14 protein-coding genes and 1 riboswitch are annotated in these 15,443 nt (G+C 64.6%); of the genes, 9 read left to right on the forward strand and 5 right to left on the reverse strand.

What is annotated here, in order from left to right:
* Positions 1-97 precede the first annotated feature (97 nt).
* From relA to AC0MAZ_RS10265, 3 genes are all read left to right on the forward strand, one after another.
* A complete protein-coding gene (relA, locus tag AC0MAZ_RS10255) occupies positions 98-2,338 on the forward strand; it encodes a GTP diphosphokinase (RefSeq protein ID WP_203647693.1) in 2,241 nt (746 codons plus the stop codon).
* Positions 2,339-2,463: 125 nt separating this feature from the next.
* Positions 2,464-3,297 (forward strand): nucleoside triphosphate pyrophosphohydrolase, encoded by an 834-nt coding sequence (mazG, locus tag AC0MAZ_RS10260; RefSeq protein ID WP_232856705.1) that lies wholly within the window; start codon positions 2,464-2,466, stop codon positions 3,295-3,297.
* Between the two features lie 26 nt (positions 3,298-3,323).
* Positions 3,324-3,863: a DUF2058 domain-containing protein gene (locus tag AC0MAZ_RS10265; protein ID WP_254464777.1), complete on the forward strand. Its 540-nt coding sequence runs from the start codon at positions 3,324-3,326 to the stop codon at positions 3,861-3,863.
* Between the two features lie 46 nt (positions 3,864-3,909).
* On the opposite strand, the gene AC0MAZ_RS10270 is transcribed toward AC0MAZ_RS10265, so the two are convergent.
* The 4 genes from AC0MAZ_RS10270 to purM form a co-directional block, all read right to left on the reverse strand.
* Positions 3,910-4,092, reverse strand: coding sequence for a hypothetical protein (locus AC0MAZ_RS10270; protein ID WP_203647690.1), 183 nt, complete (start codon positions 4,090-4,092; stop codon positions 3,910-3,912).
* A 292-nt stretch (positions 4,093-4,384) separates the two neighbouring features.
* The gene (locus AC0MAZ_RS10275) at positions 4,385-5,095 is read right to left on the reverse strand and encodes a DUF3108 domain-containing protein (RefSeq protein ID WP_050704538.1); all 711 of its coding nucleotides are present in this window, start codon (positions 5,093-5,095) and stop codon (positions 4,385-4,387) included.
* An 8-nt stretch (positions 5,096-5,103) separates the two neighbouring features.
* Complete coding sequence (purN, locus tag AC0MAZ_RS10280; RefSeq protein ID WP_203647689.1) at positions 5,104-5,748, reverse strand: phosphoribosylglycinamide formyltransferase; 645 nt, start codon at positions 5,746-5,748, stop codon at positions 5,104-5,106.
* Positions 5,748-6,806 carry a phosphoribosylformylglycinamidine cyclo-ligase gene (gene purM, locus AC0MAZ_RS10285; RefSeq protein WP_475861003.1) on the reverse strand — a complete coding sequence of 353 codons (1,059 nt, stop codon included), beginning with the start codon at positions 6,804-6,806 and terminating at the stop codon, positions 5,748-5,750. The genes purN and purM overlap by 1 nt, the downstream gene beginning before the upstream one ends.
* 342 nt (positions 6,807-7,148) lie before the next feature.
* On the opposite strand from purM, the gene AC0MAZ_RS10290 reads away from it, so the two are divergent.
* The 6 genes from AC0MAZ_RS10290 (at position 7,149) to AC0MAZ_RS10315 (ending at position 14,367) form a co-directional block, all read left to right on the forward strand.
* Positions 7,149-8,204, forward strand: a complete 1,056-nt coding sequence (locus tag AC0MAZ_RS10290; protein ID WP_475861004.1) for a DUF2066 domain-containing protein — start codon at positions 7,149-7,151, stop codon at positions 8,202-8,204.
* 11 nt (positions 8,205-8,215) lie between these two features.
* On the forward strand, positions 8,216-9,289 hold the full coding sequence (locus AC0MAZ_RS10295) for an AI-2E family transporter (RefSeq protein ID WP_254464775.1): 1,074 nt from the start codon (positions 8,216-8,218) through the stop codon (positions 9,287-9,289).
* A 208-nt stretch (positions 9,290-9,497) separates the two neighbouring features.
* Positions 9,498-10,202, forward strand: a complete 705-nt coding sequence (hda, locus tag AC0MAZ_RS10300) for a DnaA regulatory inactivator Hda (RefSeq protein ID WP_203647685.1) — start codon at positions 9,498-9,500, stop codon at positions 10,200-10,202.
* A 125-nt stretch (positions 10,203-10,327) separates the two neighbouring features.
* On the forward strand, positions 10,328-10,963 hold the full coding sequence (locus AC0MAZ_RS10305) for a C40 family peptidase (protein ID WP_110736398.1): 636 nt from the start codon (positions 10,328-10,330) through the stop codon (positions 10,961-10,963).
* Between the two features lie 147 nt (positions 10,964-11,110).
* Positions 11,111-11,644, forward strand: a complete 534-nt coding sequence (locus AC0MAZ_RS10310; RefSeq protein WP_232856710.1) for a C40 family peptidase — start codon at positions 11,111-11,113, stop codon at positions 11,642-11,644.
* Between the two features lie 152 nt (positions 11,645-11,796).
* On the forward strand, positions 11,797-14,367 hold the full coding sequence (locus tag AC0MAZ_RS10315; RefSeq protein WP_475861007.1) for a dermonecrotic toxin domain-containing protein: 2,571 nt from the start codon (positions 11,797-11,799) through the stop codon (positions 14,365-14,367).
* A gap of 11 nt (positions 14,368-14,378) precedes the next feature.
* Here the strand turns inward: AC0MAZ_RS10315 and AC0MAZ_RS10320 are convergent, their stop codons facing one another.
* Positions 14,379-14,957: a hypothetical protein gene (locus AC0MAZ_RS10320; RefSeq protein ID WP_203647683.1), complete on the reverse strand. Its 579-nt coding sequence runs from the start codon at positions 14,955-14,957 to the stop codon at positions 14,379-14,381.
* A 154-nt stretch (positions 14,958-15,111) separates the two neighbouring features.
* A riboswitch (cobalamin riboswitch) is annotated at positions 15,112-15,330 on the forward strand.
* Positions 15,331-15,443 lie beyond the last annotated feature (113 nt).

Below are 15,443 nucleotides of genomic sequence, written 5' to 3' on the forward strand. Positions count from 1 at the left end.
GGGCTGGCCCTCTTGGTGCGCCCTTCAGGGAGTGAGGGGCGCACAGGTGATAGCCAGTGCACCCGTGTGGTGCGCTGTATGGAAAGGTAGAACAAAGATGGTACAGGTGAGAGTGCACCAGCCGGTCAACAACGACGGCAGTATCAATCTCGAAGCATGGCTCGATCATGTGGTGAGCGTCGATTCGCAGCTCGATCGCCCTGGGCTGAAAGAGGCCTGCGAGTTTGCCCATGAAGTCGAGAGGAAGGGTAATCCGGCCAAGCATTCCTGGGCCGACGGTACCTCCAGTTTCCAGGCGGGGCTGGAGATCGCCGAAATTCTCGCCGACCTAAAGCTCGACCAGGATTCGCTGGTGGCGGCGGTCATCTACCGTTCGGTGCGCGAAGGCAAGGTGACCCTGGCCGAGGTCGGCCAGCGTTTCGGCCCGGTGGTGTCCAAGCTGATCGACGGCGTGCTGCGCATGGCGGCCATCAGTGCCAGCCTCAGCCCGCGCCAGTCGCTGGTGCTCGGCTCCCAGGCGCAGGTCGAGAACCTGCGCAAGATGCTGGTGGCCATGGTCGACGATGTGCGCGTGGCGCTGATCAAGCTCGCCGAACGTACCTGCGCCATTCGTGCGGTCAAGGCCGCCGATGACGAGAAGCGCCTGCGCGTGGCCCGCGAGGTGTTCGACATCTATGCGCCGCTGGCGCACCGGCTGGGTATCGGCCATATCAAGTGGGAACTCGAGGACCTGTCGTTCCGCTACCTCGAGCCCGACCAGTACAAGCAGATCGCCAAGCTGCTGCACGAGCGCCGGCTGGACCGCGAGCGCTTCATCAGCGACGTGATGAACCAGCTGCAGAACGAGCTGCTGGCCACCGGTGTCAACGCCGACATCAGCGGCCGGGCAAAACACATCTATTCGATCTGGCGCAAGATGCAGCGCAAGGGCCTGGAGTTCAGCCAGATCTACGACGTGCGCGCGGTGCGCGTGCTGGTGCCGGAAGTGCGCGACTGCTACACCGCGCTGGGCATCGTGCACACCCTGTGGCGGCACATTCCGAAGGAGTTCGACGACTACATCGCCAACCCCAAGGAAAACGGCTACCGCTCCTTGCATACCGCAGTGATTGGCCCTGAGGGCAAGGTACTGGAGGTGCAGATCCGCACCCACGCCATGCATGAGGAAGCCGAGCTGGGCGTGTGTGCGCACTGGCGCTACAAGGGCACCGACGTCAAGCCCAGCTCCAACCACTACGAAGAGAAGATCTCCTGGCTGCGCCAGGTGCTCGAGTGGCACGAGGAACTGGGCGACATCGGCGGCCTGGCCGAACAGCTGCGCGTCGATATCGAGCCGGACCGGGTCTACGTGTTCACCCCCGACGGCCACGCCATCGACCTGCCCAAGGGCGCCACGCCGCTGGACTTCGCCTACCGGGTGCACACCGAGATCGGCCACAACTGCCGGGGTGCCAAGATCAACGGCCGTATCGTGCCGCTGAACTACAGCCTGCAGACCGGCGAGCAGGTGGAGATCATCACCAGCAAGCATGGCAACCCGAGCCGCGACTGGCTGAACTCCAACCTGGGCTACGTGACCACCTCGCGGGCCCGGGCCAAGATCGTCCACTGGTTCAAGTTGCAGGCCCGCGACCAGAACGTGGCCGCCGGCAAGACCCTGATCGAGCGCGAACTGAGCCGCCTGGGCCTGCCCCAGGTGGATTTCGAACGCCTGGCGGAAAAGGCCAACGTCAAGACTGCCGAGGACATGTTCGCCGCCCTTGGCGCCGGCGACCTGCGCCTGGCGCACATGGTCAACGCCGCGCAGCAGTTGCTCGAACCCGAGCGCCTGGAGCCGGTCGAGCTGATCCCGCGCCAGGCCCGGGGCATCCGCGCGGGCAAGCGCAGCGACATCCAGATCCAGGGTGTCGGCAACCTGCTTACGCAGATGGCCGGGTGCTGCCAGCCGCTGCCGGGCGACGCCATCGTCGGCTATATCACCCAGGGCCGTGGCGTGAGCATTCACCGCCAGGATTGTGCCTCGGTGCTGCAACTGGCGGGCAAGGAGCCGGAGCGCATGATCCAGGTCAGCTGGGGACCGATCCCGGTGCAGACCTATCCGGTCGACATCGTCATCCGTGCCTACGACCGCCCGGGGCTGCTGCGCGACGTGTCGCAGGTGCTGCTCAACGAGAAGATCAACGTGCTGGCGGTCAACACCCGCTCGAACAAGGAAGACAACACCGCGCTGATGTCGCTGACCATCGAGATCCCAGGCCTGGACGCCCTTGGGCGCTTGCTGGGGCGGATCTCGCAGTTGCCCAACATCATCGAGACGCGGCGTAATCGTACCCCTTGATACCGAGGTGGCTTCTTCGCGGGTGAACCCGCTCCCACAGTTGAGTGCAAGCTTCGGGCTATGTGCGATCCCTGTGGGAGCGGGTTCACCCGCGAAGGGGCTTACACCAAAGGACCTGTTTAACAATGACCTACACCCTTGAAGACCTGCTGCACCTCATGGCCCGCCTGCGCGATCCGCAATATGGCTGCCCCTGGGACCTCAAGCAGGACTACGCCAGTATCGTCCCGCACACCCTCGAGGAAGCCTACGAAGTCGCCGATACCATCGAGCGCGGCGACTTCGAGCACCTTCAGGGCGAGCTGGGCGATCTGCTGTTCCAGGTGGTCTACTACAGCCAGCTGGCCCGCGAGGAAGGGCGCTTCGAGTTCGATGGCGTGGTCGATTCGATCACCCGCAAGCTGATCCGCCGCCATCCCCATGTATTCCCCACCGGCGAGCTGTACGCACCGTTGGACACACCCAAGCTCGACGAGGCCCAGGTCAAGTCGCGCTGGGAGGAGATCAAGGCCGAGGAGCGTGCCGAAAAGAGCGAGCCCGAGCAGTTGTCGCTGCTCGACGACGTGCCCGCGGCCTTGCCCGCGCTGTCTCGCGCCGCCAAACTGCAGAAGCGCGCCGCCACGGTCGGCTTCGACTGGCCCGAGGCGTTGCCGGTGCTGGACAAGGTCCGCGAGGAGCTCGACGAAGTGCTGCAGGCCATGGCCGATGGAGACAGCGAGGCGCTGGAGGACGAGCTGGGCGACCTGCTGTTCGCCACCGTCAACCTGGCCCGGCACCTCAAGCACGACCCGGAAAACGCCTTGCGCCGCGCCAACCGTAAATTCGAGCGCCGTTTCCGTTTTATCGAACAGGCATTGCGCGAGCAGGGCCTGAACATTCAAGATCGTACCCTCGACGAGCTGGACGCCTTATGGGGCGAGGCCAAGCGTCAGGAAAAGAACCTGCCCAGCTGCGGCTGAGCCGATGCATAAGTGAGTGAACACCCATGAGCCTTTCCCTTCGCGACCAATTGCTCAAAGCCGGCCTGGTCAACCAGAAACAGGTCTCGCAGACCAACAAAGCCGAGAAGAAACAGAAACGCCTGGAACACAAGGGCCAGGTCGAGGTGGACGACAGCCAGCAGCGCCTGGCCAAGGAAGCCCAGGCCGAGAAGGCCAAGAAGGACCAGGAGCTGAACCGCCAGGTCCAGGAAAAGGCCGAGCAGAAGGCCCGTGCCGCGCAGGTCAAGCAACTGATCGAAGCGACCCGGCTGCCCAAGCTGACCACCGAGGATTACTACAACTTCGTCGATGACAAGAAGGTCAAGCGCATCGCCGTCAACGCCCTGATGCGCAGCAAGCTGAGCAATGGCGCGCTGGCCATCGTCGCCCATGGTGGCGGCTACGAAGTGATCCCGCGCGAGGCGGCAGTGAAGATCCAGGAGCGCGACCCCAACCGTATCCTGCTGCTCAACACCCATGTCGAGGAAGCGGACGAGGACGATCCATACGCGGCCTACAAGATCCCAGACGATCTGATGTGGTAAGCACGAAAAACCCCGCCTTGGCGGGGTTTTTTATTGCAGGGCCGGGTCACTGCGCCGGGCGTTGGCGCTCGAGGCATTCCAGCTCCATGCGGTACTGGTGAGCCTGTTGCTCGTCATGGAACATGCCGACCAGTTGGCCTTGCTGATGCACGTCCCAGATCCGCAGGCCAGCGGCCTGGCCTTCGTGGGACATTTTCGATTCGTCGCGTTCGGTTACTTGGACTGTCATCGTCAAACTCCACTGCTTGGTTGGCTGCGGCACTGTGTCGCAGGCCTTCTTTATAGAATTTGTTAGCAGGCTAAGTAAATAAAACAGCGATGAAACAAGTTTCATGTAGGAGCGGCCTTGTGCCGCGAAAGGGCTGCGCAGCAGCCCCAGGATGTCAGCACCGACGCAGAAATTGCCGGGGCCGCTTTGCGGCCCTTTCGCGGCACAAGGCCGCTCCTACACAGGGGAGGGCGGACAGCAGCAAAAAAAAGCCCCGCACAGGGCGGGGCTTCGGGCATTGCAGGCTTGACGATCAGTTACCCTTGACCGCCTTGCCATCGACCGTGCCATCCTGCAGCACGATCACGTACTCCTTGCCATCGGTCTCGACCTGGCGCAGCTGGACCAGCAGGTAGTCCCAGTCCTTGGCGAACCACAGCTCGGTGATGCGCTTGCTCTGGCTCGGGTCGCGCACGCGCTCGACCTTGATCGCGTCGACCTGGCCGGTCTTGGTGGTCACTTTTTCGGTGCCCAGCACGCGGAAGTCGTAGGTGTCGATCTCGTCACCGTCGACCACCTGATAGGTCATGCTTTTCTTGCCGGCGGCCACGTCATGCTGCAGGGCCAGCTGGTAGGACGACTTGTCCAGCACGCCGCGGTTGAGCGGCAGGTTGATGGCGTCGCCACGGTCGCTGCCGGTGATCTTCTTGCCGGCCCAGTCGAAGTTCAGGTCGACCTTCTTCGCCTTGCCCAGGCCGCCGCGTTCGAAGTGATACTGCTGCGGCAGCAGGGTGTCGTTCTCGAACTTGAGGGTGCTTTGCTCGGTCAGGCTGGCGATCATCATCGAAGCCTTGAAGTTCAGGCTCCAGGTACCGTTGGCGTTCTTTTCCAGGCTGCGCGCGGCGGTGCCGCTCATCGGCAGCTGTTTCCAGTCGGCGGTGTAGCTCGCCGCGAAAGGCTTCAGATCAGCTGCCTGGAGGGGCAGGGCGAGCACGGCGAGAGCCAAGAGCAGGGCGCGACGCATAAATTCTCCTAGGATCGAATCAAGTGACCGCTGGCCGCCAGCGGCTGGCCATCCAGTAATGCACCCTGTTCGCCCAGACGCAAGCGTCCTTCGGCGAACCAGCGCACCGCCAGCGGGTAGATCTGGTGTTCCTGCAGGTGCACGCGCTGGGCGAGCGTCTGCGCGGTGTCATCCGTTGCCACGGGTACCACAGCCTGTACGACCAGAGGCCCGCCATCGAGTTCCTCGGTGACGAAGTGCACGCTGCAGCCGTGCTCGGCGTCACCCGCTTCCAGCGCGCGCTGGTGGGTGTGCAGGCCTTTGTACTTCGGCAACAGTGACGGATGGATGTTCAGCAGGCGGCCCTGGTAGTGGCGCACGAAATCGCCACTGAGGATGCGCATGAAACCGGCCAGCACCACCAGGTCGGGCTGGAAGCCATCGATCAGCGCCATCAGCGCCGCGTCGAAGGCTTCGCGCCCGTCGAACCCGGTGTGCGACAACACGGCGGTTTCGATGCCGGCGCCCTTGGCGCGCTCGAGGCCATAGGCGTCGGCACGGTTCGAGATGACCGCGCGGATGCGTGCCGGGCTGTCGCTGGCGCTGTTGCTGTCGATCAGTGCCTGCAGGTTGCTGCCGGAACCCGACAGCAACACGACTACATTGCAGGGCATCAGTGTGCCTTGAGGTTCTGCAGCTCGACCTGGGCGGCGCCTTCGGCGGCCACGTCGATACGGCCGATCACCCACGGTTGCTCGCCTTCGGCGCGCAGCACGTTCAGGGCGCTGTCGACCTGGTCCTGGGCCACGCAGATGACCATGCCCACGCCGCAGTTCAGCACGCGGTGCATTTCATGCTCGTCGACGTTGCCTTTTTCCTGCAGGAAGTCGAACACCGCCGGGCGCTGCCAGCTGGCCACGTCGACCACGGCCTGGGCGCCTTTTGGCAGCACGCGCGGGATGTTGTCCAGCAGGCCGCCGCCGGTGATGTGGGCCATGGCCTTGACCGCGCCGGTCTGCTTGATCAACTGCAGCAGCGGCTTGACGTAGATGCGGGTCGGCGCCATCAGCAGGTCGGCCAGCGGCTTGCCGTCGAGCTGGGTGTTGTCGATGTCGGTGCCGGAAACCTCGAGGATCTTGCGGATCAGCGAGTAGCCGTTGGAGTGCGGGCCGGAGGACGGCAGGGCGATCAGGGCGTCGCCGGTGACCACTTTCGAGCCGTCGATGATCTCGGCCTTTTCCACCACGCCGACGCAGAAGCCAGCCAGGTCGTAGTCTTCGCCTTCGTACATGCCTGGCATCTCGGCGGTTTCACCACCGACCAGCGAGCAACCGGCCAGTTCGCAACCGGCGCCGATGCCGGTGACCACGGTGGCGGCCACGTCGACGTTGAGCTTGCCGGTGGCGTAGTAGTCGAGGAAGAACAGCGGCTCGGCGCCGCACACCACCAGGTCGTTGACGCACATGGCGACCAGGTCCTGGCCGATGCTGTCGTGCTTGTTCAGGTTCAGCGCCAGGCGCAGCTTGGTACCGACGCCGTCGGTGCCGGAGACCAGCACCGGCTGCTTGTAGCCGGCCGGGATCTCGCAGAGGGCGCCGAAGCCGCCCAGGCCACCCATGACTTCAGGACGTGCGGTGCGCTTGGCGACGCCCTTGATGCGTTCGACCAGTGCTTCGCCGGCGTCGATGTCTACACCGGCGTCTTTGTAGCTCAGGGAGGGTTGCTTGCTCATTGATCCAGGCCTTTAGGAGGGAGGGATTCAGAAAAACGACCGGGACGGCCAAGGCCGGTTTCAGAAACGGCGGCTGCCTGTACGTCACTGGTCTGCGAAGGCGCGCGATTTTATCAGGGTTGCCCCAAGGCGGCCATCCTCAGGCCGACGGGCAGGCGGGAAATCTGGTCAAAAAACCGTGTTTCACCCCGTGCGACTGGTTGCCGCGCCGGTGCCTGTATAAGGTATAGGCATGGCGACCCACGTAACGGGCCGGCAACGCGGAGCATTTTCCGTGGTTGCGCGGTCACAGCCGACAGGCAAGGGCGTGTCGCCCCAAGGTCATCTGGACAGGAATCCTCAATGCGTCTTCTCAATTTCCTCGCGGGCGCCTGCCTGGCTGTGGCCGGCACCGTCGCCCAGGCCGAAACCGTCTCCGGCTTGTATCAGGTGCGCGAACCGGTCGAAGGGCAGGGCAGAGAAGCCCGCGCCCAGGCCACCGGCAAGGCCCTGGATACCCTGGTGCTGCGCCTGACCGGCGATGCCAAGGCGGCGCAGAACCCGGCACTGGCCGCGCTGCGCAAGGACCCGCAGCAGATCATCAACCAGGTCGGCACCGAAGCCGGGCCGCCGGAGTCGGTGCTGGTCGAATTCGACCCCGGCAGCACCGAGCGCGCCCTGCGCCAGGCTGGCCTGGCGCTGTGGGGCAGCAACCGGCCGTCGATCCTTGGCTGGTGGCTGAATGACAGCGTCGAGGGCAGCAACCTGGTCGGCGATGGCCAGGCCGTCGCCGAACCCCTGCGTCGGGCCGCCCAGCACCGTGGCCTGCCCCTGCGCCTGCCGTTGGCCGACCTGCAGGAGCAACTGGTGGCCAATGCCAAGCTGCTCGAAGGCAACGACCCGGCGCCGCTGCGCGAGGCCTCCGAGCGCTATGGCGCCGATGCCCTGCTGGCGGTGCACGCCCACGAGGCCGACGGCAAGTGGCAGGGTAAATGGCAGCTGTGGCTGGGCGATCAGCGCGAGCAGGGCAGTGCCGAGGGCGCCGACCAGGCGGCCCTGGCCGATGCCGTGTTGCTGGCGGTGAGCAATCGCCTGGCGCCGCGTTACGTCACCCGTCCCGGCGCCAGCAGCGACCTGCAGGTGCAGGTCCAGGGCATGAACCTGCAACGCTACGCCGAGCTGAGCCGGGTGCTCGAGCCTTATGGCGCGCGGCTGCAGATGGCCGATGGTGGCACCCTGACCTACCGCGTCAGCGGCAATCGCGAACAGCTGCGCGCGCAGTTGAGCCTGGCCAAGCTCCAGGAGCTGCCCGCCGAGCCTGCTCCCGCCACACCTGTGCCAAGCGCGCAGGACCCGGCCGGCGCAACGCCGCCGGCCACCGCCGCCAAGCCGTTCGACGGCCTGCGTTTTCGCTGGTAAGGAATACTTGAATGATTGATATGCGTCGCTGGATCTGGCTGGGCGCGGCTTTTGTGGTCGCCGGGCTGCTGTACTTTTTGCACAACATCCTCTCGCCGTTCCTGGTGGGCATCCTGCTGGCCTACCTGGCCGACCCGTTGGTCGACCGCCTGGAGCGGCTCGGCCTGTCGCGCACCTGGGGCGTGGTGGTGGTGTTCAGCCTGTTCACCCTGATCTTCCTGGCCCTGCTGCTGGTGCTGGTACCGATGCTGGCCAAGCAGCTGCTACGCCTGTACGAGCTGGCGCCGCAGATGCTCGACTGGTTGCAGCACGTGGCGCTGCCCTGGGTGCAGAGCCGCCTGGGCCTGGCCGATGGCTTCTGGAAGTTCGACAAGATCAAGGCCGCCATCGGCGAGCACATGGGCCAGACCACCGACATCGTCGGCGTGCTGCTGTCCCAGGCCACCGCCTCGAGCCTGGCGCTGATCGGCTGGCTGGCCAACCTGGTGCTGATCCCGGTGGTGGGCTTCTACCTGCTGCGCGACTGGGACCTGATGATGGCCAAGCTGCGCAGCCTGCTGCCGCGCCAGCGCGAGCCGCAGGTAGTGGGGTTGGCCGGCGAGTGCCACGAGGTGCTGGGGGCGTTCGTGCGTGGGCAGTTGCTGGTGATGCTGGCGCTGGGCGTCATCTATTCCAGCGGCCTGATGCTGGTGGGCCTGGAACTGGGCCTGCTGATCGGCATGCTCGCGGGGCTGGCGGCGATCGTGCCGTACATGGGCTTCATCATCGGCATCGGCGCGGCGCTGGTCGCCGGGTTGTTCCAGTTCGGCGGCGAGCTTTACCCGATGCTGGGCATCGTTGCGGTGTTCATGGTCGGGCAGGCCCTCGAAGGCATGGTGCTGACGCCGCTGCTGGTAGGCGACCGCATCGGCCTGCACCCGGTGGCGGTGATCTTCGCGATCCTGGCCGGCGGTGAGCTGTTTGGTTTCACCGGGGTGTTGCTGGCGTTGCCGGTGGCGGCGGTGATCATGGTGCTGCTGCGGCATGTGCATGACCTGTACAAGGAATCGGACATGTATGCCGGGGAGATCGACCCGGAGCTATGACCCATCGCGGGGCAAGCCCGCTCCCACGCCGACCTGTGAGGGGTACCAGCGTGGGAGCGGGCTTGCCCCGCGATGCTTTAAAAGTAGTGCAACTAATTGATTTTACTTGCGCTATTCCCCTCGCCGATTGTGCCGTCCGCGCTGCGGGTATAGACTTTGCACACTGTTAATCAAAGGCCCCCTGTGGTCCCCGCGACCGCCCGCGAGCATGAAACCGATCCAGTTGCCCCTGGGTGTGCGTCTGCGCGACGACGCCACCTTCATCAACTACTACCCCGGCGCCAATGCCGCGGCACTGGGCTATGTCGAGCGGCTGTGCGAAGCCGACGCCGGCTGGACCGAGAGCCTCATCTACCTGTGGGGCAAACAGGGCGTGGGCCGTACCCATCTGTTGCAGGCCGCCACCCACCGTTTCCAGCAGTTGGGTGAGCCCGCCGTCTACCTGCCCCTGGCGCAACTGCTCGATCGCGGCGTCGAACTGCTTGACCGCCTGGAACAGTACGAACTGGTGTGCATCGACGACCTGCATGTGATTGCCGGCAAGGCGGACTGGGAAGAGGCCATGTTCCACCTGTTCAACCGCCTGCGCGACAGCGGCCGGCGCTTGCTGCTGGCAGCGTCCAGTTCGCCACGGGAGCTGCCGATCAAGCTGGCAGACTTGAAATCGCGGCTGACCTTGGCACTGATCTTCCAGATGCGCGGGATGTCCGACGAGGACAAACTGCGTGCCCTGCAACTGCGTGCCTCGCGCCGCGGGCTGCACCTGACCGACGAGGTCGGTCACTTCATCCTCACCCGCGGCACGCGCAGCATGAGCGCGCTGTTCGACCTGCTCGAGCGCCTCGACCAGGCTTCCCTGCAGGCCCAGCGCAAACTGACCATCCCGTTCCTCAAGGAAACCCTAGGCTGGTGACCTTGGGAACGCGGTGCCAGAGCGCCAAAACGGAAAAGTCACATCTTTTTCGATAAAATTTGCAAATGAGTCCGATAGAAGGCATAGTTTCCCCCTTCTAAAGGACTACAGACACGGTCGTGCCCATGCTGAAGCGCTTCGCACCCCTCGTGCCACTTGCACTTGTCACCCTACTTTACGGCTGCGCCTCCACCGGCCCGGTCGCACCCTCGCAGGATCACCGCGTGGCCGCCGAGCAATCGGTCAAGGCCAAGGCTTCCGCCTCTTCCGTATTCACCGAGGAAGAACTGGCCAGCGAAGACGACCTCGAGGCCTTCTCCAGCAACAGCAAGCCGTACCAGCTGCCTGTGCTGGCCGACAGCATTCTCGAGCGCGGCATGGCCCTGATCGGTACCCGCTACCGCTTCGGCGGCACCTCCGAGAAGTCCGGCTTCGATTGCAGCGGCTTCATCGGCTACCTGTTCCGCGAAGAGGCGGGCATGAACCTGCCACGCTCGACCCGCGAGATGATCAACGTCGACGCGCCCAAGGTCGCTCGCAACAAGCTCAAGCCCGGCGACCTGCTGTTCTTCAGCACCAACGGCCGTGGCCGCGTCAGCCACGCCGGCATCTACCTGGGTGACAACCAGTTCATCCACTCCAGCAGCCGCCGCAGCGGTGGCGTGCGCATCGACAGCCTGGGCGATCGCTACTGGAGCAAGACCTTCATCGAGGCCAAACGCGCGCTCGCCATGGCGCCGACCACGATCTCGCGCAATTGATTTGATATCAAAATGCTGTAACCTCGCACGGCGGCGTAGCTGAAAAGCTCGCCGCCGTGCGCATTTACAGAAAGCGTCTAATCTAAATTCTCAACTCTTTTCGACCTTCGGCCGTGGCCGCAGGGTTCCTGACAGGACGTTCGCATCATGGCGATGTTGGCGCGCTTCGCATTCCTCTCCCTGCTGGCCCTGCTCGCGGCCTGTTCCAGCCGTGCACCTGCGCCGGCGCCCATGCCCAAACAGCCGATGGTGTTCAATCAGGCGCCTTCATCGCCGGCGGCGGACGATGTGCTGTTCCGCGCCATCGGCCTGGTGGGCACCCCGTATCGCTGGGGGGGCAACACGCCGGATGCCGGGTTCGATTGCAGCGGCCTGATCGGCTACGTCTACCGTGACGCGGCGGGTATCAGCCTGCCGCGCTCGACCCGCGAGATGATCGTCATGCGCGCGCCGAACGTGGATATCAATGCGCTGCAGTCGGGCGATCTGGTGTTCTTCGCCACCAGCGGCGGTTCGCAGGTCAGCCACGCCGGCATCTACGTCGGTGAAGGGCGCTTCGTGCACGCGCCGTCGACGGGCGGGACCGTGCGCCTGGACTACCTGTCCAACAGCTACTGGGCCAAGGCCTACCTCCAGGCCAAGCGCGTACTGCCGCCGGGCCACCTGGCGCAGAATCCTTGATGGCGCTTCATTAAGCCTGTGGGAGCGGATTTACCCGCAATCGCGTCATAGGATCCACCGCCTTCGCGGGTGCTGCGACAATCTTCTACCGCGTCTGCCATTTCCCGCTGAGCCAGGATGTCCGTCCGACAACGACATCCCGGGAGTGGAGCATGAGCAGTATCAAGGAGCGCGTGGAGCGCAGTCTCGAGGCGTTGGATGCGGGGCGGCCGCTGGTACGCCTGGTCGACGAGATCATTCGCGAATACCCCGACCCCTATGTGCTGGCCTCCCAGCATGCGCAACGCATCGTGCTCAAGCACACGGGCAAGCCGATCGATCCACGGTTCATCTGGTGGCACCAGTTCGCCACCGCCAGTTCCAGTCACCGCAGTTTCACCGGCTGGCAGCACAGCGGCCCGCCGCTGAAGTCGATGCACCTGGCCGAGCTGGTGATCAAGCGCTTCGATGCGCATTTCCAGGAAGCGACCGACGAACTCGACCTGTACGGTGGTTTCTACCGCCAGGGTCGGCAAGCCGATTGTTTCGACGAACGCAATGAAGTGCCAATGCTTGCCAGCAAGGTCCAGGAGGATCTCTGGGCGTTGGACTTCGCCGTTGCCTACCGCGGCGCGATCAGCCGCTTCTGGAACACCTACTCGCAGCATTTTCGCGTACTGGCCAAGGTCAACCTGCTGGGGCAGGGGGCGGGCGCGGTGCGGGCCGGACGTATCAGTCGAAGCGACTGGGCGCTGCTGCGGTCGATGGTCGCCGACGGCCTGCAGGGCGGCGTGCTGCCGACCCTGGACAAGCTGAAACAGGCCAGCACCACGCACCCGTTTTCGGCCTGTCGCTACGTGCTCGATCGCGGCGATCGTGGTTGCCTCTACAGCTTTGCGACCGACACGGGGCGGACGCTGCTGTACCGCCCTTGGGCGAGCGACGCTTTCAAGAGCTTCGACTCCGAGCAGGCCATGGCGGGCTGGCTGCGTGAACAGTTGCAGGATGCCGACACCCTGGCCAGCTACGTCAAGGCGGCGCACACCGATGCCCGCGATCCCGCGCGCGCCCACTCGGTGAGGACCCACCTGCTAAGCATCGCCAACAGTGCGAGCGAGCAAGCGGCACGGGTGTTGCTCGGTTACCTGAAAAGGCCGATCAGCGACGATATCTTCATCTACCTGGCCAGCCAGGCCACCGGCGAGATGAATGACAACGCCGCGGCGATGCTTGGCAATGCCGACCTGCGCAAGGCGATGTGGAGCGGTTACCTGTCGGTATTCATCAAGGTGTTCGGCGGCTTTGCCCCGCTAGGTTGGCCAATGACCCTGATGCTTCTGGGGGCAAGCCTGGGCAAGGTGGGCCTGGACATCGATGCGGCGTTGCATGCCGCGGATGAGCAGAGCCGCAAGAGCGCCCTGCGCGATGCCATGCTCGACAGCCTGTTCGCCGCCTTGAACATGGTCGATCTGGGGTTTCAGTCGAGCTTTGCCTCACTGGCCTATGAAACGCCGGCCGGCGAGATGGATGTGCACCTGGAGCGCTGGCAGGTGGCGCAGACCGCCACGCTGCCGGTGGAAGGACGAGAGAGCAACGTGTTGCCGAGGGGGGAGCTGCAAGGCAGCGGGCGCTTGCGGGGTATCAGGGTCGATGCGCACGGCAGCTGCTGGATCGTGCTCAACGGCCTGTCCTACCGGGTGCGCTACAACCATGAACTGCGGGTCTGGCAGGTGGTGCCCGCGCACAATCCCTTTGCCTTCGGCCCCCTGTATCCGGTACGTCTGAGCGACAGTAACGAATGGGAGCTGCTGGTGCCGCCGCGGCTGGCCGGTGGCGCGCCTCCCGTCGTCGAAGGCATGCCCAGCGCCACCTCGCGCTTCTGGAACCGCCACGTGGTGGTGGATGACGCGCGGGCCAAGGCGTTTTCCGCCAATGCCTTGCACCGCCAGAAGGCATTGCTGGAGCCCCAGCCTATTCCACGCCTGGCGCGCGACCAGGTTCCCGAGCTGGACGAGCATGGCCTGGATTGCGTGCGGATGGAGGGCGTTGTCCAGTATTCCTACCGTTACGATCGCGAGTACTTCAATTCGTTGATCGAGTACTACACCAGCGACGAGTCGAGGGTGAACGATGTGTTCCGCTCAGGCACGTACCGCTATGGCGACGAGGATGACTACATCGCCAAGCTGGCCGATACCCTGGAGCAACTGCCCGAGAGCAGTGAGGTGAGCCTGTATCGTGGCGGGCATGCTTCGCGTGGCACCAGTGGCGAACACTATCGCAATGGCCGGATACGGGTTGGCGATGTGCTGGTCAATACCGACCTGACCTCGTTTACCGAGAATCCCTACAAGGTCGCCGAGTTCGCCTCGCAACCTTCGGTCAATGCACCCGGTCACCTGCCGGGGGTGTTCGACGACACGTCGGTGGTGTTCGAGCTGCCCCTGGGGCGTTACCAGGAGGGCACGCCGATCAGCGCATTCTCGCTTTACTGGGACGAAGGGGAGACCCTGTTCCTGCCGGGCCACTACTTCCGGATCGACAACCTGGAGCAGGTCTACGGTGAGCACTATCGCTTCGTCCATGTCACGCTCCAGCAGGTGCCCAAGCCTGCTGTCGGGCCGGTCTACGATCTGCGCACAGGCCTGTTGTTCGACGAACAGGCCTACAAGGTGCGATTCAGGACGCCTGGGCTGGCAGAGCGTTTCTTTCCCGTCGACCCGCCGGCTGCCGCTGCCAACTGAGGCGGCGCCGATCAAGCCTGCTTGAGCAGCAATGCCACCCCGGGATAGTACTGTCCCAGTTCGTTATGCAGCTTGCGGTAGGCATACGGGAAGTACCAGGCTATCGCGCAGGCCGTGTGCTTTTGCAGGTCGTCCACCAGGTCCTGCAATTCCTCGGGGCTGGCATGCTGGCCGGCCTTCCACGGGGTGACGAACAGCGCCCCGGCCTTGAGCTGGCTGCCATAGGCGATCGGCTTGGCCAGGGCGGCGGTTTCCTGCAGGGCTGCTGTCAGGTCGAGGCGGGCGATGCGTGGCCAGCGCTGGCCGGCGTGCAGGTACAGCGACTCCTCGGCGCTGCTGATCGACAGGTCGCAGCGCCCATCGCGCTCGCCCTCGTCGCGCTGCTTCTTGCTCATGTGCCGTTCCAACGCCACCAGCTCACCCTGCCAGGCGGCCGCGGCGAGCAGGCCGACGTTGGCGGCGGTGCCGTGCCAGTAGGGTGCCTCGTTGTCGCCCTGCAGCTGGTTGAAGCGGTCGATGCAGTCGACCCAGCGTTCCAGGGCCGGGCGCAGGAACTCCAGGCGCGGGTTGTTGATGATCAGGCCTTGCATGCTGCGCTCTCCTTGTCATTGTGATCGAGGTCAGCCGATAAAATGGTGGCTATGTGATATCACTGCTTTGAGTGTGGCACAAGCTGGCGGATCGGCCATTGATCCAGGCCAGATCGGCCCTCGTTCGATTGACGCTCCCGATTCAACCCTCTAACCTTCGCGGCGTGTTTCAGGTGCCCTGCGAGCCGCGGTTCGGCAGGGTGAAACTGGGAAGCCGGTGGGCGCCAGCAGGCGCGAGCCCGGCGCTGCCCCCGCAACGGTAGATGAGTCGACGGTTACGCAAGGCCACTGGATTTCCAAGTCCGGGAAGGCGCGTGGCCAGGGCCTGCGCCCGCTCATGAGCCCGGAGACCGGCCTGTCACTGCCAAACGGCATCACGGAGGGTGATGCGCGGTGCGATGTGGCCGTTGCCATGCCCCCTGCGCGCTCCTCGTCTGCCTGCCTTTTATCTGTCGCCGCCGCCGCGACAGCCTGCGGAGACCCCTG

Source organism: Pseudomonas sp. A (assembly GCF_056270345.1).